Origin of the sequence: Streptomyces sp. SN-593 (assembly GCF_016756395.1) — a bacterium.
GTDB lineage: Bacteria > Actinomycetota > Actinomycetes > Streptomycetales > Streptomycetaceae > Actinacidiphila > Actinacidiphila reveromycinica.
In genome coordinates this window covers 4,572,256-4,590,428 of sequence record NZ_AP018365.1, presented here as the reverse complement: position 1 = coordinate 4,590,428, position 18,173 = coordinate 4,572,256, and the positions used below count along the sequence as shown (strand labels likewise).

Below are 18,173 nucleotides of genomic sequence, written 5' to 3'. Positions count from 1 at the left end.
CCGACACCCGCACCCCGGCACTGGACGCGAGCCCCTCGCCTCGGTTCGTCGGTCATCGGGGTCGGGGGTCGGGGGGTGGTCAGGGGCGGTGGTGGGCGAGGGTGCGGTGGAGGTCGTCGAGGCCGTCGGCCAGGTGGCGGCGCAGGGTCGGGGTCAGGTCGGTGCGGGCCAGGCACTCCCGCGCCGCGGCGAGGGTGGCCGGGTGGGCCTCGGTCGCCGGGAACAGGCGGCGGCCGAGTGCCTCGGCGACCGCGTCGCCGCGCTCCTCGGCGGCGGCCGGGACCTGCTCGAAGTACCGCCGCACGTAGTCCTGTCGGAGTTCCGGCGTGCCGGAGAGCCAGAAGCCCTCGGCGGTCGCGGTCAGCAGCGGCGTGGTGAGCGCGCCCGGGGTGAACAGCCGCTGCCAGGCCCGTTCCTTCGCGGCGGGGTCCGGCAGCGCGGCGCGGGCGCGGGCCGCGCCCAGCTCGCCGGTGTCGCTGGGGTCGCGCGCGAGTTCGGCCGCGATCCGGTCCTCCCCCGCCGCCCCGGCCGCGGCGAGCCGGGACAGCGCGGCCCAGCGCAGGTTCGCGTCGAAGGCGAGGCCCTCCGGCTGGTCGCGGCCGTCCAGCCAGGCGGTGAGCCGGGCCAGCCGGTCCTCACCCGTCGCGGTGGCGATCACACCGCGCAGGGCGGCGATCCGCAGCCCGCGCCCGGCGCCGGGGCGGCCGAGCACGCCGTGCGCGGCGTCGCCGAGCAGGACGAGCGCGGCGGGCCGCTCGGCCGGGTCGAGGTAGCGGGCGGCGACGTGGTCGCGGGAGAAGTCCAGCACCGAGGCCACGATGCTGTCCGAACTCTCGGCCGGGAGGTGCGCGGCGACCAGGTCCAGGTAGGCGGCGGCGGGGAGTTCGGCGCCGCGGGTGAGGTCGCGGAGGTGCTCCCACAGGACGGCGCGGCCGGACTCGTCGGCGACGGCGGACAGCGAGGCGGTCACGGTGGCCGCCGAGCGGTCGTCGAGCCGGACCCGCGCCCACGTCAGGTCGCCGTCATTGGGCAGGAGCAGCGCGGGGCGCGGGGCGCCGGCCAGTTCGGGCAGGGCGGTACGGCCCCCGGGCGCGACGTCGGCGTCCAGCGGCCGGCCGGGCACCAGCGCAGCGCCGTCCCATCCGTGGACGCCGACCCGTACCCGGTGCGGACGGCTGCCGTCGTTGACGAGCGCGGCCGAGGCGACGGTGCCGTCCGCCGCCTCCTCGACCTCGACGCGGAGGACGTCGACGCCGGTGGTGCGCAGCCACGTGTCGGCCCACTCCGGCACCTGCGGCCCGGCGGCGGACGCCAGCGCGTCGATGAAGTCGGACAGGCTCGCGTTGCCCCGGGCGTGCCGCGCGAAGTAGGTGTTGAGGCCGGCGAAGAACGCCTTGTCGCCCAGCCGGTGCATGAGCTGGTGCAGGGCCGAGGCGCCCTTGGCGTAGGAGATCCCGTCGAAGTTGGACAGCGCCTCGGCGACGGACGCGGCCCCGGTGGCGGCGACGGGGTGGGTGGTGGGGCGCTGGTCGGCGTCGTATCCCCAGCTCTTGCGGGCGGAGAAGAGCGTCCAGGCGCCGGTGTAGCGGGTGGCCTCGGCCGCGATCCGGTAGCCGAGCACCTCGGCGAAGGACTCGTTCAGCCACACGTCGTCCCACCAGCCCAGGGTGACCAGGTTGCCGAACCACATGTGGGCCATCTCGTGGCAGACGACCACGGCCCGCAGCGCGCGCTGCGCGTCGGTCGGCGCGGAGCGGAAGAGCATCCGGTCCTCGAAGGTGACGCAGCCCGGGCTCTCCATCGCCGCCCAGTTGAGCTCGGGCAGGAACGCCTGGTCATACCCGCCGAACGGGTAGCGCACGTCGAACAGTTGGTGCAGGCGGTCCAGCGACGCGCTGGTCAGCTCGAACAACTCCGGTGCTTCGCGGTCGAGTTCGGCGGCGAGTGAACGACGGGCGTACAGGGCGAGCGGGATGCCGTCGTGTTCGGCGCGCACGACGTGCAGGGGTCCGGCGACCACCGTGGTGAGGTAGCTGGAGATCGGGCCGATGTCGCCGACCTGCCAACGGCCGTCGGGCAGGCGGCTCGTGGCGCCGTTGCCGGCCACGGTCCAGCCCTCGGGGGCGGCGACGGTGAAGGTGAAGGGCGCCTTCAGGTCCGGCTGGTCGAAGCAGGCGAAGACCTTCGCGGCGAGGTCGGGGGCGCACGCCGTGTAGACGTACACCTCGCCGTCGGCCGGGTCGGTGAAGCGGTGCAGGCCCTCGGCGGTACGCGAGTACGGCATGTCGGCCTCGACCAGCAGCTCGTTGGCGGCGGCCAGTCCGGGCAGCGGGAGGCGGCCGCCGTCGAGGGTGGCGGGGTCCAGCGGGTGGCCGTTCAGCTCGGCGCGCAGCAGCGCCCCGGGGTCGATGTCCACGAAGGACGCGGCGCCGGGCTCCGCGCAGGCGAAGCGGATCACCGCGGTGCTGCGGAAGCCCTCCTCGCCGCGGGTGAGGTCCAGGGTGACGGCGTAGGACGAGACGTCGAGCAGGCGCGCGCGCAGCTCGGCCTCGTCGCGGAGGAGGGCGGACATTCCCGCATGCTGCCGCACCCCGCGCGCGCCGGACAACCGGATTTGCGGCGTACGAGCCGGCCGCGGACGTCCCCGGCCCTGCCCCGGCGCGGTCCCGCGGGGTCGCGGGGTCGCGGACGGGCCCCGCGCGGTCGCGGACGTACGCACCCTCCACCCGGGGTAGGAGTCCCGCACGGACCCGAGCACCCCGCGCATGCCCGAACACCCGCGCCCCGCCCGGGCACTGCGCACCTCGCCCGAGCGCCCCGCCCGAGCACCCCGCACAGCAGCCGGAGCACGCCACCCAGCAGACGGAGGACGCCGTGAAGGTCGGATTCGCCCTGCCCCAGTTCCACCAGCAGGCTTTCGAGGTCGCACGGGCGGCCGAGTTCGCGCGCGCGGCCGAGTCGGCGGGCGCGGCCAGCCTGTGGGTGGGCGACCGCAACCTCGCCGCGGTCCGGCCGAGCGTCGGCTACGGCGGTCAGGGGACCACCATCCCCGCCGAGCTGAACCCCGCGGCAGATCCCTTCACCTTGCTGGCGGTCGCCGCCGGCGCCACCGCGCACGTCGCCCTCGGCAGCCACGTGCTGGTCGCCCCGCTCTACCCGCCGGTGCAACTGGCCAGGTCGCTGACGACCATCGACCGGATCAGCGGGGGCCGCCTGCTGCCGGGCTTCGGCGTCGGCTGGTCACCGGAGGAGTACGAAGCCGCCGGCCTCGACTTCACCACGCGCGGCGCCCGGATGGACGAGACCCTCGACGCGCTCGACGCGATCTGGACGCAGGACCCGGCCGGGTACCGCGGGAACCACCTGTCCGTCCCCCTGCACCACGCGCCGCTCAAACCGGCTCGCCGGCCCCGCCCGCCCTTCTACCTCGGCGGGCAGTCCCCACGCGCGCTGCGGCGGGTCGCCCGCCGCGCCGACGGGTGGCTGCCGTTCTGCGTGGTGCCGAGCTGGCTCGACCTCGACGGGCTCGAACGGCAGCGGGCGTTCGTGGACGCGGCCGCCCGGGAGGCGGGCCGCGAGCCGTCCGCCATCGACAGCGTGCTGCGCGTCAACATCGATGCGGGCACCCCGTCCGACCGGGTCGCCGACGCCGTCAGGACCGTGGGGGAGCGCACCGGCATCGACCACGTCATGATCGACACGACCTACAGCGACGAGGGCGTCGACCAGGCGCTGGAGCGCGTGTCGCGGATCCTGGAGGGCGTACGGAGGGGCTGACCCGCCCGGGCACGGCGGCCCGGCGCCCCGGCGGGCTACGGGCTAATCGGGACGCAGCCTGGAGTCCTCCGGCAGGTCCCTGACGATGTGCTGGTTGCGCCGGTAGTGCAGCGCGCTGAGTGTGAGGAGCCCGTCCGTGTCACGGGCGGCGAACGCCTCGGCCATGGCCCGGTGTTCCTCGTGCAGGGCCCGCCGGCCCCGCGGCGACAGGTACGCCATCGGCTGGGCGGGCAGCGTCAGGTTCCACGCCTGTTCGAGCGTCCCGACCAGGCGGCGCATGCCGCACGCGCGCACCATCGCGAAGTGGAACGCCTTGCTCCCGCGCTGGTGGCCGCGGCCGTCGTGCGCGTCGATGGACGACGTGAGGTCGTCGTAGGCCCTGCGGACCGCGGCGTCGTCGTCGGCCGTGGCGCGCTCCACCGCCGCGCGCAGGGCCGCCCGCTCCAGCGCTTCGCGGACCGTGTACAGCTCCGACAGCTCGTCGCGCGTGACGTGGCAGACGCTGAAGCCGCCGCGCTCCTCGTGCTCGACGAGCCCCTCGGTGATCAAGGTCCTGAGCGCCTCCCGGACCGGGACGCGGCTGATCAGGAGGCGGTCGGCGACGTCGTCGACGTTGATGGGAGCGCCCGGCGGGACCAGGCCGGCGAGGATGACCGACCTCAGCCGGGCCAGCACCGCCGCCCGCGCGCTGCCCTCGAAGCCGGTGGCGAGCAGGCCCAGCCACAGCGCGGGCATCCGGCTCCCGGCCGCGCGGCCCGCTCCGGCCCGGGCGTCACGGCGCACCGGCCCGCCTCCCCGCCCGCTCCCCTCGTACACCCCTCACCCCTCTCACCCTAGGAACGCGGCATTACCCGCAGGTCACGGCGCCGATACATCCGCGCGGCCCCGGCCGCCGCGCCGGATATACCGGCGAGGCCACACCGCGGCAACACGCCGCGGCTAGGTTCGCCGGCACGAAGGGGGGCGACCCCGCGCCGTCCCGCGCCGCACCTTCACGCACCGCACCACGCACCACCGCACCACCGCGCGCCGCCCACCGCACCGCCGCGCGCCGTGCACCTGCCCGCACCCGTACCCGTACCCGTACCCCACCCGTACCCGGCCCGAAAGGGGCACGACGATGACGGACCTCATGGCGGAGTTGCTCGCGATGCCGGCGCGCCGCATCGCCCGGGCGGTCCGCGACGGCGAACTCTCGCCGGTGGAGATCGCCGAGGCCACCGCCGCCCGCATCGACCGGCTGGACGCGTCCCTGCACGCCTTCTGCACCCGCGCCGACGAGGTCATGCTCCGGCAGGCCCGCGCGCTCCAGCGGCGGCTGGCGCGCGGCGAGCCGGTCGGCGCGCTCGCCGGCGTGCCGCTCGCGGTGAAGGACCTGATCGCCACCCGGGGCATCCGCACCGCCGCGGGCACCCCGGCCTACCGGGACTTCGTCCCCGACGAGGACGACGTCGTGGTCCGGCGCGCGGTGGCCGCGGGCGCGCTCGTCGCGGGCAAGACGAACGTCTCCGAACTCGGCTACGGCGGCGTGGGCCACAACCCGGTCTTCCCCACCACCCGCAACCCGTGGAACCCCGCGCTCACCTCCGGGGGTTCGTCGGCCGGTTCCGCGGTCGCCGTCGCCACCGGCATGACCCCGCTGGCCCTCGGCAGCGACGGCGGCGGATCGGTGCGCTCGCCCGCGTCGTTCTGCGGGGTGGTCGGGATCAAGCCCTCGATGGGCCGGGTGCCGCTGTACCCCGGCTGCCGCGATCCGCGCTTCCCGGGGCTGTCGGGCTGGGAGTCGGTGGAGCACATCGGGCCGCTGGCCCGCGGCGTCGACGACGCGGCGCTGCTGCTGTCGGTGATCGCCGGTCCGGACCCGCGCGACCGCCACTCCATCCCGTGCGGCGACGTCGACTGGGGCACCGCGGCGCACGGCGACGTCCGCGGGCTGCGGATCGGCTTCTCCGAGGACTGGGGCCACGCGCGGGTCGACCCCCGGGTGCGGGAGGTGCTGCGCGGCGCGGCGCGGGTGTTCGAGGACACCCTCGGCTGCCACGTCGAGGAGGTCGACGTCCCCTGGGGGCGCGAGACCCTCGACGTGTACGCGACCATCGTCGCCCACGACACCGACCTCACCGGCATGCGGGACCTCGTCCGGCGCCACGGCGACCGGATGTCCCCGCACCTGGTCGAACTGGTCCGACGCGACTGGCGCGGGGCGGAGTTCACGGACGCGCTCATGGCCCGGCAACGGCTGTGCAACCAGGTGTGGCCGCTGATGGAGCGCTACGACCTGCTCCTGACCCCCGTCGTCGCGGTACCGCCCTTCGCGGTCGGGCGGCGCGGGCCCGAGACGATCGACGGCCACCCGGCGGCCCCCGAGGACTGGAGCCCGTTCACCTTCGTCGCCAACCTCACGGGGCTGCCGGCCGCTTCGGTACCCGCCGCCCTCACCCCGGACGGGCTGCCCGTCGGCGTCCACCTGCTCGGGGGCCACCTGGCCGACGCGGTGGTCCTGCGGGCGGCGGCCTGCTTCGAGGCGGCCGTGCGGGCCCCGACGTGGCTCGGCCGCCGCGCGGCCGCCGTGTGACGCCGCATGGCCGGCCCCGGTCCGGCCCGCGGCCGCACGGCCGGCCCCCGGTCCGGCCCGCCGCAGACGCGTGCGGCCGCCGCCGGTCGCCCGGCGACGGCCGCACGCGGGGCGCGGGACGCGTTCAGCTGGTGAAGCTGAACCAGTTGATGTTGACGAAGTCCGACGTGCTGCCGGCGAAGACCAGGTAGACGTCGTGGACGCCGGTCGCGGAGGCGACCATGTTGGCGGGGACCGTCTGCCAGTTCTGCCAGCCGCCGTTGTTGGCGAAGTCGATCTCGGCGACCTTCGTGCCGCCGGTGCTGTCCAGCCGGACCTGGATCGCGCCGCTGATGCCCGCGGCCGCGCCGGAGGCCAGCCGGGCCACGAACTGGTTCGGCGACGACGAACCGAAGTTGACGGACGAGAACTTCAGCCAGTCGCCGTTGGAGATGTAGCCGACGTCCTGGCCGCCGCCGGAGTCGGTGGTGGTCTCGGTCTGGACACCGCTCTGCCCGGCGTACGACGAGGCCCTGATGGTGCTGTAGGCGCTGGTGCCGGTACCGGTGCCACCGGTGCCGCCCGTGCCCGAACCGGCCCCCGCGCCCAGGGAGACCGTCCACGACGTGGGGGCGCCGTCCTGGATGTGGCCGTCGACCGGCGCCTGGCCGGTGGGGCCGACGTCGTCGTACGGGAACGCGTAGCCGATGCTCGCGTACTGGTGCACCAGGCGCGCGTAGTGGTTGGTGATCGGGTCCTGGTAGTACTGCGACGCGGTCACGCCGTCGGGCTGGTTGTTCCCGCCGGAGACCAGCAGGCTGCTGCGGTTGATCGCGGCGGCCAGCCGGGCGGCCACCGCGCCGCGGGCGTCCGCGCCGGAGTTGTAGAGCGGGCCCGACGCGCAGCCGAAGATGTCCACGGCGCTGGGCTTGGTGAACGCGACACCGTTGTCATTGAGTCCGGAGAACACGATCGCGCTGCCGGACACCTTGCCGGAGTACGCGCCGATGCTGCCCTGGCCGTTGACGGTCAGCGAGGTGCCGGCGTAGTGGCTCCAGACCCGGTTGAGGTAGTCGTCCCAGTAGCCGCCGAAGTCCACCGGCGCGTGCGAGGGCGAGAGCACCCGCAGCACCCCGCCGGAGGAGTTGCTGACCACGAGGTGGTCCCACGGGGCGCCGTCGGCGGCGTGCTGCGCCTGGAGGCCCGAGGCGATGGACGCCAGCGCGCCGGTGGGCAGCGGGCTGACCGACTGGTTGCCGGAAGCGCCGGTGCTGGCCATCGAGATGGGCAGCGCGACCATGTCCACGTAGCTGATGTTGGCGTAGAGGTTGGCGCTGTTGAAGGTGAACTCGCAGAACGTCCAGTTGGTGTTCCAGTTCGGGTCGGCGCTGACCAGCGCCGGCTGCACCAGCCCGGGCACGGTGCCGGGGTTGACGAAGAACTGGAGCTTCTGGCCGATCGAGAACCAGACCCGGCCGCCGATGACGTAGTTCGAGAGGTTCACCGTCACCGAGGAGCCGGAGGCGCCGAGGGCGATGGAGTAGTCGGCGATGGGGGTCACCGGCGAGGACGGGTTGGCCAGCCGGTGCACGGCGCCGTCGGAGGTGACGAACACCGGCCAGCCGCTGCTGTCCGACCCGGAGACGTAGGCGTACACGCTGCCCTGGCCGGAGTTGTTCTGGAGTTTCAGCGGCAGCGAGACACCCGCTGCGGCGGCCTGCGGTAGCAGCGACGACACGGGCGCGATTACGGCCGCGGCACCGGTGGCACCGGTTGCGGCGAGAAACGAACGTCGGGAAACCACAGATGCTCCCTGGGGGGTGACGTTCCGTCAGTAGCGCGACGGGGTGGGGGGCGATGCGCTCTGCAAGGGTGCTGGGGCTGACGAGACGGTATTTGGACTGGACCAATGCCGTCAAGGAAAGTCACCGCAAAAGCCTGCGGGCCCCCGTCCGCGGCGAAGGTGCCGCGGAGGGGGCCCGTGGGGCGCCGGGGGCGGGTCCGCCCCCGGCACGGGTTCAGCCGACCGTCACGGCCGAGGAGTCGACGAGTGCCAACCGGTGGTCGTACTGGATCGTGTAGACCGTGCCGGCGCCCGGGATGTAGGTCTCCGTGGGCCGGGTGGTCCCGTTGGCCGGGTAGAAGTCGTCCCGGTGGGCCGGCTGCGCCGTCGCCACGTACGCCTGGCCGGCGGGGAAGGCGTACCTGCCGAAGGCCGGGGCCGTGTCGGGTGCCAGGCCGGCGGGGTACTCGGACGCGTCCGGGTACGCCTCGCCGTAGAGCGGGGCGGCGGTGCCGCCGGAGGTGGTGAGGATTCTCACGCCCCGCGCCCTGACGGTGTTCACGCCGCCGGGGTTGTCGAACCACACCTTCTGGCCGCCGTACCAGACGGCCGTCCACTCGCCCTGCCGCCCGGCGACGACGAACTGCTGCCCCGCCGAGACCGTGGCGCTCCAGTCGTTGATCTCGTCCGTGCCCGGCGAGCCGTCGGCGTGCACGTACGGGTCGCTCACCAGGGGCGCGGTCGCGCTGGGCGCGGTCCGCACGTACAGGGTGCTGGACGGGGCGGTCCGGTCGGTGCACGCGGTGGTGGCGCCGGTCGGGTCGTCGGCCGGACAGACCTCCACCGTCTGCTGGTCGGACGCGAAGTCCGGGGCGATCGTCACGGCGGTGCCGACCGGGCCCACGCCGTGGCCGCCCTGGTCGGTCGGCGCGCCGAGCAGGTCCATGAACTGGTTCCAGTCCCAGTACGGCCCCGGGTCCCAGTGCATGCCGGAGACGAGCGAGTCGACCGGGCCGGGCACGTTGTCGTGGCCGATGATGTGCTCGCGGTCCAGCTTCACGTGGTACTTCGCCGCCAGGTACTTCACCAGTTCGGCGGTGTTCTCGTACTGGACCTGCGTGTACCAGGTGGCGCCGTGGGCCGCGTAGCCCTCGTGCTCGATGCCGACCGAGTGCATGTTGAGCCAGTAGTTGCCGGCCTGGAAGGCGATGTCCTTGTCGGCCACGGACTGGGTGACCGCGCCGTCCGAGGAGCGCATCACGTAGTTCGCCGCGTCGCCGGTCGCCGGGTTCTGGAAGCCGTCGATGGCCGTCTGGTACGACGTCTCGGTGTCGTGGATGACGATGTAGTCGATCGTCATCCCGTCGGCCGGGCGGTTCGCGACCTGGTAGTTGGTCGTCGCCGCGGGCGCCGACCGGCAGTCCAACCGCACCGGGCAGTCGGTGCCGGCCGACGACGTCCGCTTCAGGTGCAGGGCCGACAGGCCGCCGGTGTCCCCGCGCAGCGAGGGCTGGGGCGCCAGGCGCAGTTGCTGGCCCTGCGCTGTGGTGCGCCGGGCGCCCGCCTTCATGGTGGCGAACACCCGGTCCGCGAAGCCCGAAGCGGCCGACTGGTCCGAGGAGCCGCTGTAGCGGGCCACCGCGGCGTACCACTGGGCCGGGTCCGCCGGGGTGCCGCCCTTGAGCTGCTTCTCGTACGACGCGAGCAGCGCGGCCGCGGCGCGGATGTTGGAGCGGCGGTCGGTGCGCACGTCCTGCGCGGGCACCGAGAGCAGCTTCGCCGCGGCGGTCAGCGTGTGCAGCGACGGGTCGGCCGCCAGGGAGGCCAGGTCGGAGCGACCCACCGCGCCGGCGCCGCCGTCCGCGACCATCGACGGCGTCACGTCGGTCAGGCTCATCGGCCCGTACCCGCCGCTGGTGTTGTGGCCCTGGTGGACGTCCCACCGGGACTCCTGGTAGGCCACCGCCATCAGCACCGACTCCGGCACCTTCGACTCGTGGGCGGCGTCGGCGAAGTCCTGCTGCTCGCCCGAGGCGCCCGCGCCCGCGGCCGCGCCGTCACCGTTCTGGCTGGCCAGCGCCGCCGGCGCCGACACGGCGCCCGCCACGACCAGCGTCGCGCCCACGACGTAGGCCGCGAGCTTCCTTCTCGATCTCCGCCTGAGTCCCAACCGTCTGCCACCCTCCGCCGTGCGACGTGCCGACGGTCGTCACCCAGGTGACGGAACGTCAGCCCACGGTTCGATCATAGGGGCCGGTGATCGGATCGCGGGAAGGGGGGATCGGTGGGACGGGTGGTGCGGTGGAGACGACTCCATTCGTAGGATATATAATTTCCATATGAATCTGGATCGCACCCGCGCCGCCTCGGGGGACGAGCAGATGTCCCAGGCCCTGCACGGGCTGCTGGCGGGCGTCGGGCGGCTGTCCCGCACCCTCTTCGAGATCGGCGGCTTCGAGCTGCCCCGCAGCTCCGTGGGGGTGCTCGCCGCCCTGGAGGACGAGCCCCTGCGCGTCACCGACCTGCCGCCGCTGGTGGGGCTCACCCAGCCGCGGGTGACCACGGTGCTGCACGACCTGCACGAGCGGGGTCTCGTGGAGAAGCACCGCAGCACCGACGACCGGCGGGTCGTCCGGGTCCAGCTCACCGCGGCCGGCCGGGACCTGCTGCGCGACAGCCGGGAGCGGACGGCGGCCGTGCTGCTGGACGGACTCCGCTCGCACGTGGACGACCCCGGGGAGGCCGTGGCCGCGGCCCGGAAGGCGGTCGTCACCCTTCTCGACGCACTGGAATCGGAGGCCCGTTGAGCACCGCTCCCGTCCCGCAGACCACCGGTCGGCCCGACCCGGCGGACCCCGCGGACGAGCGGCCGACCCGCCCCCCGGGCCACCGCGCGCTGATGCCGCACCGCGTCGGCGGCCCGCGCCGCCGCTGGGACTGGGTCCTCGCCTCCGATCCGGGGCTGGCCGACCTGCAAAGCGCCTGGCGCACCCTGATCTGCCTGGTGGTCGGGCTCGCGGTCGGCTACGGGATGTCCCACGCGCTGTCCTTCCCGTCGATGCTGGGCATGATGATCGGCGCCCTCATCGGCCAGTTGGGCGCCACGCTCGTCGCCGACAACAGCATCGCCAAGCTCACCGGCGGCACCCTGCTGATGCCCGTCCCGCTCGTCGCGGGCCTGACCGCCAGCACCTGGACGCAGCCGCACCGGACCCTGGGCATGTGGATCGTCTCCGCCGCCCTCGTCGTGGTCTTCGCCTGCCTGAAGTTCGGCCCCGTCGCGCTCCGCAACGGCATGCTGGTGTTCGTCAGCCTGCTGATGGGCGCCCTCATGCCGCTCACCCGCGCCCAGTGCGGCCGGCTCTTCGTGATCGCGATGGTCGTCGCCGTGGCCTGCGTGGCCGCCCGGCTCGCACTGGCCTACCCGATGCCGTACGAGGACCTGCTGCGCACGCAGCGCGCGTTCGTCATCGAGGCCCGCCGGGTGGCCGGCGCGGCCGCCGAGGTCGTCGCGCCCGCCGACCCCTCGGCCGACCGGGCGGCGGCACTGCGGCGGATGGAGCGCTCGCTCAGGCGCCTGACCACCCGCACCCTGACGATCGACGCGCAGCTCGCGCAGCCCGAGGTGGCGGCCGACCCGCACGTGGCCGAACTCCTCCACCAGCACCTGTTCGACTGCGAGTTGGCCCTCCAGGGCCTCGGCGACGCGGCCCGCCGGATCGCGGGGACCCCCATGCCGCAGGCGCTGCGCGACGCGGTCCGCGCCGGCCTGGAGACGGCACGCGACATCCCCCTGAGGCGGACCGGCACCCTGCGCCCGGCCGCCGAGCGGATACGCGCCGAGGCCGCGGCGGCCTTCCCGTCCGCGGGCGGCTCCCCCGCGCAGGAACAGCCGCTGGCCGAGCGGGTCGCCGACCTGCTCGACGAGCTCGCCGACTCCCTCACCGCCTGGCTGAGCCTGGGCCGCGCGTCCTCGCACGACCGCACCAGGGCGCCGTTCCAGCCGAGCGTGGTCCTGGAGGCCGGGGTCCTGCCCAGCAGCGGGCCCAGCGCCCGCCGCGTGCTGGCCGGCTACGACGGCCCCGGCTGGCGGCGCGCGGTCCCCTACGTGCGGGCGCCCCTTCAGGCGGCGGCCGCGGTGGCGATCACCGTGCCGCTGGCGGACGCCCTCAACCCCGCGCGCTTCTACTGGGGGCTGGTCGGCGTCATGATCACCCTGCTCGGCAACAACACCCTGTCCGAGCGGGTGCGCAAGCTCTTCCACCGCATCATCGGCACCGTCGTGGGCGCCGTCGTCGGTGTCGCACTGGTCCACCTCATCGGCCCGGGCCACGTCTACTGGACCCTCACCGTCATCGTGGTCGCCTGCACCGCCGGCACCTGGGGCATGAAGCGCCAGTACGCGTACTGGGCCGTCGGCCTGGTCACGGCGCTGGTGCAGATGTACGCGCTGACCACGCCCACCGGGCAGCTCGACCACCTGCTCACCCAGCGCGTCGAGGACAACGGCCTCGGCATCGTGGTCGCCACCCTGTGCGCCTCCGTCATCTTCCCCGCCCCGACCCGCAGGGTCGCCCGCGAGTCCGTGCGCGCCCACCTGTCGGCCGTGGCGGACCTGGTGAAGCGGGTGGGCGAGCGGTGGCAGGACCCCGAGGCCCCGGTGCGGCTGCGGGGCGCGGGCCTCGCCGTCAGCAGCGCGCTGCACCAGGCGCAGGCGGTGCACCACCCCCTGCTGCGCCTGCCGATCGGCGGGCGCGGCCGGGCGATCGGCAACCGGCTGGGACTCCTTTCGACCGCCACCGGCCACGCGAAGGCGCTGGCGGCCGCCGCCGACATCGACATCGACCTCCCGCCCCGGATCCGGGAGCAGGTGGGCGCGGTGGTGGACACCATGGCCGGCTCGCTGGCGTCGCTCGGCGGGATCGTCGTCGGGGCGGGTGACGGCGGTGCGTGGGTCCGCGTCGACCCGCTGCTGCGCGACCTGCGCGCCGAACTGCACCTGGCCACCGGGCCCCGCGCGGACGCCATGCGCCGGTCGTTCCGCGAGCTGGCTTCGCTCGACGAGGCGCTGGCCGGCCTCGCGGCGGTGTACGGGGCGGCCGTGGCCGCGGCGCCGCGGACGGCCGGCGCGCCGGTGCGCCGGCCCCTGGCGGCCGACTGAGCCGCCGCCCCGCCACCCCCGCCGGGCCCCGCGGACACGCCCCGCCGGGACCGTACGCCCGGCGGGGCGTGTCCGCGGGGACCCGGCGGCGGGCCGGGTGAGACTGGGGGGATGGGCGACATCAGGCGCAGCGCGGGCCTGCTCCTCTTCCGCCGTACCGGTGCCGGGGTCGAGGTGCTGCTCGGCCACATGGGCGGGCCGTTCTGGGCCCGCAAGGACGCGGGGGCGTGGACGGTGCCGAAGGGCGAGTACGCGGGCGACGAGACGCCCTGGGACGCGGCGCGGCGGGAGTTCCGCGAGGAGTTGGGGCTGCCCGCGCCGCAGGGGGAGCCGCTGCCGCTGGGCGAGGTGGTGCAGTCCGGCGGGAAGCACGTGACGGTGTGGGCGGTGGAGGGCGACCTCGACCCGGCGGACGTGGTGCCGGGCACCTTCGCCATGGAGTGGCCGCGCGGTTCGGGCCGCACCGCGCACTTCCCGGAGCTGGACCGGGTGGCGTGGTTCGGGCTCGACGCGGCGCGCGGCGTCGTCGTCAGGGCGCAGGCGCGGTTCCTCGACCGGCTCGCGGAACGGATCTGACGGTCGCCCCGGCGCGTGCCCCGCGCCGGCCGTCGCCGCGGGGGCCGTGTCCGGTCCGTGGGACGGGCGTCCGGTGGGCGGGCGGTGAGCTGCCGCCGGTCCGGGACCGTGGGAGCGTGGGCGGAAAGGGCGCCCCGGCGGCCCGCGGCCGCCGCCTGCGAGCGGGCGCCCATGAGGAGGACCTCATGCGCGCGCTGGAGACGATCGGCTTCTCCCTGCTGGTGATGGCCATCTGCGTCGGCCTGCTGCTGGCCCTGATGGGCGGCCTGCGCTACCGCGGCGACCCGCCCGCCCACCACCGCCGCAGGCACCTGCTCCACCACTAGAAACGTGGGCCGGTCCGGCGGATCGTGCCCTCCGACGGCTCAGGAGCGGGGGCCGAGGCCCCGGTCGAGCGCGTCGAAGAGGCGGGCGAGGCCGTCCCGGTGGTCGGCGGCCACGTCGTCCGGGGGGTCGCCCGCGGTGAGGCGGCGGGCGGCTCCGGTCAGGACGGCGCCGTAGCCGGCCACGAAGAAGGCGGCGAGCAGGGTGGCGTCGCCCTCGTAGGAGGGGTCGCGGTCGAGTTCGTCCTCAAGGGTCCGCTGGAGGTCGGCGGCGATCTCCCGCGCGCGGGCGACCAGCGCGGGCGAGGCGGCGACCGTGCGGAAGAAGGGGATCGACCGGTCGTTGAGACCGGAGAGCGGGTGGCGGTCGTCCACCAGGCGCCCGACCGCCTCGCGCAGGGAGGCGCGCACGTCGACGCCCGGATCGCGGTCGCGCACCGCCGACCGCAGGAGTTCCGCGGCGTCGTCCGCGCGGTCGAGGAAGAGGTCCTCCTTGCGCGGGAAGTGGTTGAAGACGGTCACGCTCGACACCCCGGCCGCCCGGGCGACCTCGGCGACCGTCACCTTGTCGTAGCCGCGCTCGAGGAACAGCCGGGCCGCGGCCTCCGCGATCCTCGCGCGGGTCTGCGGCCCGCCGCGCTCTCCGGTCCTGGGCATGCGGTCTGGCTCCCGTCGTCGGCGTTTACCTTGTGCGACTCAATGTAGTCGCTTAATGTAGTGCTCGGCCCGCCCCGCGAGCGTCCCGCGGACGGTACCGAGATCGGAGCACATGATGAAGGCAGCCTGTTTCCGCCGCTTCGGCGGCCCCGAGGTCCTGGAGCTCGTGGACCTGCCCGACCCGCACCCGGGCCCCGGCGAGGTCCGGATCGCGGTGCGCGCGGCCGGGGTGAACGCGAGCGACTGGAAGAAGCGCGCGGGCCTGATGGACCGGGAACTGCCGCAGACCCTGGGGTACGAGGCCGCGGGCGTCGTCGACGAGCTCGGCGAGGGGGTGCGGGACGCGGCGGTCGGCGACCGTGTCCTCGGGTTCTGCGCGGACGGCGCGGCGCAGGCGGAGTCCGCGGTGCTGTCCTCCTACGCGCCGGTCCCGCCGTCGCTCGACCTCGCCGTCGCCGCCGCGCTCCCGGCCGCCGTCGAGACGGCGGTGCGCGCGCTCGACCGGCTCGGCGTCGGCGGCGGGGCCACCCTGCTGGTCAACGGCGCCTCCGGGAACGTGGGGAGCGCCGCGGTGCAGTTCGCCGTGGCGCGCGGCGCGCGGGTGATCGGGACCGCGGGGCCGGCGAACCACGCCGCCGTCCGCGCGTGGGGCGCCGAGCCGCTCGCGTACGGCGACGGCCTCGTCGAGCGGGTCCGCGCGCTGGCGCCCGGCGGCGTGGACCTGGCGCTCGACGTCGCCGGCAGCGGGGTCCTGCCCGAGCTCGTCGAACTGGCCGGCGGCCCCGGCCACGTCCTGACGGTGGCCGACGCCGCCGGCGCGCGGGAGCACGGGGTGGTCTTCAGCCGCGGCGACTCCGGCCGTGCGCTCCACGCGCTCGACGGCATCGGGGCGATGGTCGCGGCGGGCGCCTTCACGCCTCCGCCCGTGCGGACCTTTCCGCTGGCCGCGATCGCCGACGCGCACCGCGCGGGCGAGGAGGGCGGCACCCGCGGCAAGATCGTCCTCGTGGTCGACTGAGCGCGCGGCCGCCCGGGGAGACGGCGACCGCGGGCCCCGGGGACGGGCTCCCCGGGCGGGCCAGGGGGATCCGGGGGGCCGGCCGGGTGCGGGGCCACCCCGGGGGGATCGGGGCGGGCCGGCCGGGTGCGGGGCCACCCCGGGGGATCGGGGCGGGGGCGGCGCGCGGCCTCAGGGGTGCTGGGGTTTGCGGGGCGTGAGCAGGCCGCGGTTGAACGCCTCGGCCACCGCCGCCGCGCGGTCGCCGACGCCGAGCTTGCCGTAGACGTTCAGCAGGTGGGTCTTCACCGTCGCCTCGCTGATCAGCAGGCGGGCGGCCACCTCGCGGTTGGTGGCGCCGGCCGCGACCCACTTGAGCACCTCGGTCTCGCGCGGGCTGAGCAGGCCCGGCCCCGGGGTGCGGACGCGGTTCATCAGCCGGGCCGCGACCGACGGGGAGAGCACGGCCTCGCGGTTGGCGGCGGCGCGCACCGCCCGGAGCAACTCGTCGCGCGGCGCGTCCTTGAGGAGGTAGCCGGTCGCGCCGGCCTCGATCGCCGGCAGGACGTACGTGTCGGAGTCGTAGGTGGTCAGGACCAGGACCCGGGCGGAGCTGCCGCTCCTGGCGAGTTCGGCTATGGCGGTCACGCCGTCCATCCCGGGCATGCGCAGGTCCATCAGCACCACGTCCGGGGCGAGGAGTCCGGCCATCCGGACGGCCTCGGCGCCGTCCGCCGCCTGGCCCACCACCTCGAAGTCGGGGTCGGCCGCGAACATGCCGCTCAGGCCGTCCCGGACGACGGGGTGGTCGTCGGCGATGAGCAGCGTGATCGGCGTCCCGTCCGCGGCGCTCACGCGCCTGCCCCCGCCGGCTCGTCCGCCGCGACGCCCGCAGGCTCGTCGGCCCCGCCGGCCCCGCCGGCCCCGCCGCCCGCCGGCTCGTACGGCACGCGCGCGCGGACCGTGGTGCCCGCTCCCCGTGCGGACTCCACCCGCAGCGTCCCCGCCAGCCCCTCGATCCGCTCCCGCATGGCCTTCAAGCCGAACCCGCCACCCGTCTCCGCGTCCATGCCGGACTCCTCCGCCGCGCCCGACTCCGGTTCCACGCCCACCCCCGAGCCCGCCACCGCGCCCGACTCCCGTTTCCGAGGTGCCGCCGGGTCGAAACCGCGGCCGTCGTCCCGCACTTCCAGCAGGACGTCCCGCTCCAGGTACCCGAGCGTCAGCGTCACCGTGGTGGCCCGGGCGTGCCGGGCCACGTTGGCCAGCGCCTCCTGCGCCGCCCGCAGCAGCGCCAACTCGGCCTCCGACTCCAGCGGTCGGGCCGTCCCGGTGGTGGCGACGTGCGCGGTGACGCCCTGGAGCGCCGACCAGCGCTCCGCGACCCCGGCCAGCGCCTCCCCCAGCCCCGCGGTCTCCAGCGGCTGCGGCCGCAGCGCGTCGACCGACCGGCGCGCCTCCGCCAGGCTCTCGCGGGCCAGCCGGTTCGCTGCGGCGAAGTGCGCCTTCCACCGGTCCGGGACGTCCCCCGCGAGTTCCGCGGCCTGCAACTGCGTGACGATGCCGATCAGGCCCTGCGCCAGCGTGTCGTGGATCTCCCGCGCCATCCGCTGCCGTTCGTCCAGCACGCCCGCCTCGCGGGCCTGCACCACCAGTTGGCGGTGCAGCCCGGCGTTCTCCGCGAGTGTGGCCTGAAGCCGGCGGTTGGCCTCGCGCGCCTGCTCCAGCGCGGTGATCCGCTCCTTGTTCTTCCGGTCGGCGTCCCACTCCCACCACGCCATCCCGCACATGCAGATCACGTTGACCGCCAGCACCACGGCCGTGACGGTCACGCCGATCGCGGTGTCCTTGGGGATCGAGGCCACCTGGGCGGTCCCCGACTCCAGCGCGACCACGGCGATCCCGGGCAGCCGCCACGGCCACGGCAGGATGCCGAACGCGTAGAAGTACCCGGCCGGGGTGAACAGGCCGAACCAGGGCTCCCGCAGCACCTGTACGCCGATGAGCACCACCAGGCCGGCGAAGAACACCCCCATCGCCGCGGGCCGGCCCCGCCGTTCCGGGCGCAGGGTGAACATCCCCAGCATCCAGGCGCCGGCCGCCGCGCACAGCCCGAGGTCGATCAGCAGCGCGCCGCCCGCGTCGCGCTCGACCACGAGGGTCGCCACGACCAGGGCGCCGAGGATCGCGTACGGCACCACCGTCACCAGCGGGAGCAACCGCTCGTCCTGCCCGCTCGCCCAGGCGGGCGATTCCCGTCCGCCCACCGCCCGCTCACCGCCGCTTCCCGCTCCGGTCCCACGACGCACAGCCCCGTACCCCACTTCCCGTTCCCGGCGGAACCA

The 18,173-nt window shown here is 75.3% G+C and carries 14 protein-coding genes; 7 read left to right on the top strand and 7 right to left on the bottom strand.

Going from position 1 to position 18,173, the window contains the following annotated elements; genetic code table 11:
- Positions 1-79 precede the first annotated feature (79 nt).
- Positions 80-2,572 (bottom strand): aminopeptidase N, encoded by a 2,493-nt coding sequence (gene pepN, locus RVR_RS19285; RefSeq protein ID WP_202235033.1) that lies wholly within the window; start codon positions 2,570-2,572, stop codon positions 80-82.
- 302 nt (positions 2,573-2,874) lie between these two features.
- On the opposite strand from pepN, the gene RVR_RS19280 reads away from it, so the two are divergent.
- Positions 2,875-3,777: a TIGR03619 family F420-dependent LLM class oxidoreductase gene (locus RVR_RS19280; RefSeq protein ID WP_202235032.1), complete on the top strand. Its 903-nt coding sequence runs from the start codon at positions 2,875-2,877 to the stop codon at positions 3,775-3,777.
- 42 nt (positions 3,778-3,819) lie between these two features.
- On the opposite strand, the gene RVR_RS19275 is transcribed toward RVR_RS19280, so the two are convergent.
- Positions 3,820-4,560, bottom strand: a complete 741-nt coding sequence (locus RVR_RS19275; protein WP_202235031.1) for a GntR family transcriptional regulator — start codon at positions 4,558-4,560, stop codon at positions 3,820-3,822.
- A 337-nt stretch (positions 4,561-4,897) separates the two neighbouring features.
- Here RVR_RS19275 and RVR_RS19270 point away from each other — a divergent pair, with 337 nt between their 5' ends.
- Positions 4,898-6,352 (top strand): amidase, encoded by a 1,455-nt coding sequence (locus RVR_RS19270; RefSeq protein WP_202235030.1) that lies wholly within the window; start codon positions 4,898-4,900, stop codon positions 6,350-6,352.
- A 124-nt stretch (positions 6,353-6,476) separates the two neighbouring features.
- On the opposite strand, the gene RVR_RS19265 is transcribed toward RVR_RS19270, so the two are convergent.
- Together RVR_RS19265 and RVR_RS19260 are read right to left on the bottom strand one after the other, a co-directional pair.
- Positions 6,477-8,135: a beta-1,3-glucanase family protein gene (locus tag RVR_RS19265; protein WP_202235029.1), complete on the bottom strand. Its 1,659-nt coding sequence runs from the start codon at positions 8,133-8,135 to the stop codon at positions 6,477-6,479.
- A 214-nt stretch (positions 8,136-8,349) separates the two neighbouring features.
- The gene (locus tag RVR_RS19260; RefSeq protein ID WP_237404851.1) at positions 8,350-10,239 is read right to left on the bottom strand and encodes an N-acetylmuramoyl-L-alanine amidase; all 1,890 of its coding nucleotides are present in this window, start codon (positions 10,237-10,239) and stop codon (positions 8,350-8,352) included.
- A 214-nt stretch (positions 10,240-10,453) separates the two neighbouring features.
- On the opposite strand from RVR_RS19260, the gene RVR_RS19255 reads away from it, so the two are divergent.
- The 4 genes from RVR_RS19255 to RVR_RS19240 all read left to right on the top strand — a co-directional run bounded on the left by RVR_RS19255 (position 10,454) and on the right by RVR_RS19240 (position 14,177).
- Positions 10,454-10,921 (top strand): MarR family winged helix-turn-helix transcriptional regulator, encoded by a 468-nt coding sequence (locus tag RVR_RS19255; protein ID WP_202235028.1) that lies wholly within the window; start codon positions 10,454-10,456, stop codon positions 10,919-10,921.
- The gene (locus RVR_RS19250) at positions 10,918-13,275 is read left to right on the top strand and encodes an FUSC family protein (RefSeq protein WP_202235027.1); all 2,358 of its coding nucleotides are present in this window, start codon (positions 10,918-10,920) and stop codon (positions 13,273-13,275) included. Before RVR_RS19255 ends, RVR_RS19250 begins: the two co-directional genes overlap by 4 nt.
- 111 nt (positions 13,276-13,386) lie before the next feature.
- Entirely contained in the window at positions 13,387-13,851 is a 465-nt protein-coding gene (locus tag RVR_RS19245; RefSeq protein WP_202235026.1) for an NUDIX hydrolase, read from the top strand.
- 185 nt (positions 13,852-14,036) lie between these two features.
- A complete protein-coding gene (locus RVR_RS19240; RefSeq protein WP_202235025.1) occupies positions 14,037-14,177 on the top strand; it encodes a hypothetical protein in 141 nt (46 codons plus the stop codon).
- 39 nt (positions 14,178-14,216) lie between these two features.
- On the opposite strand, the gene RVR_RS19235 is transcribed toward RVR_RS19240, so the two are convergent.
- The gene (locus tag RVR_RS19235; RefSeq protein WP_202235024.1) at positions 14,217-14,831 is read right to left on the bottom strand and encodes a TetR/AcrR family transcriptional regulator; all 615 of its coding nucleotides are present in this window, start codon (positions 14,829-14,831) and stop codon (positions 14,217-14,219) included.
- A gap of 115 nt (positions 14,832-14,946) precedes the next feature.
- On the opposite strand from RVR_RS19235, the gene RVR_RS19230 reads away from it, so the two are divergent.
- A complete protein-coding gene (locus RVR_RS19230; protein ID WP_202238786.1) occupies positions 14,947-15,849 on the top strand; it encodes an NADP-dependent oxidoreductase in 903 nt (300 codons plus the stop codon).
- A gap of 171 nt (positions 15,850-16,020) precedes the next feature.
- On the opposite strand, the gene RVR_RS19225 is transcribed toward RVR_RS19230, so the two are convergent.
- Both RVR_RS19225 and RVR_RS19220 read right to left on the bottom strand, forming a co-directional pair.
- Positions 16,021-16,683, bottom strand: coding sequence for a response regulator (locus RVR_RS19225; protein ID WP_272933095.1), 663 nt, complete (start codon positions 16,681-16,683; stop codon positions 16,021-16,023).
- Positions 16,680-18,095 (bottom strand): sensor histidine kinase, encoded by a 1,416-nt coding sequence (locus RVR_RS19220; protein WP_202235023.1) that lies wholly within the window; start codon positions 18,093-18,095, stop codon positions 16,680-16,682. The genes RVR_RS19225 and RVR_RS19220 overlap by 4 nt, the downstream gene beginning before the upstream one ends.
- Between the last annotated feature and the right edge of the window lie 78 nt (positions 18,096-18,173).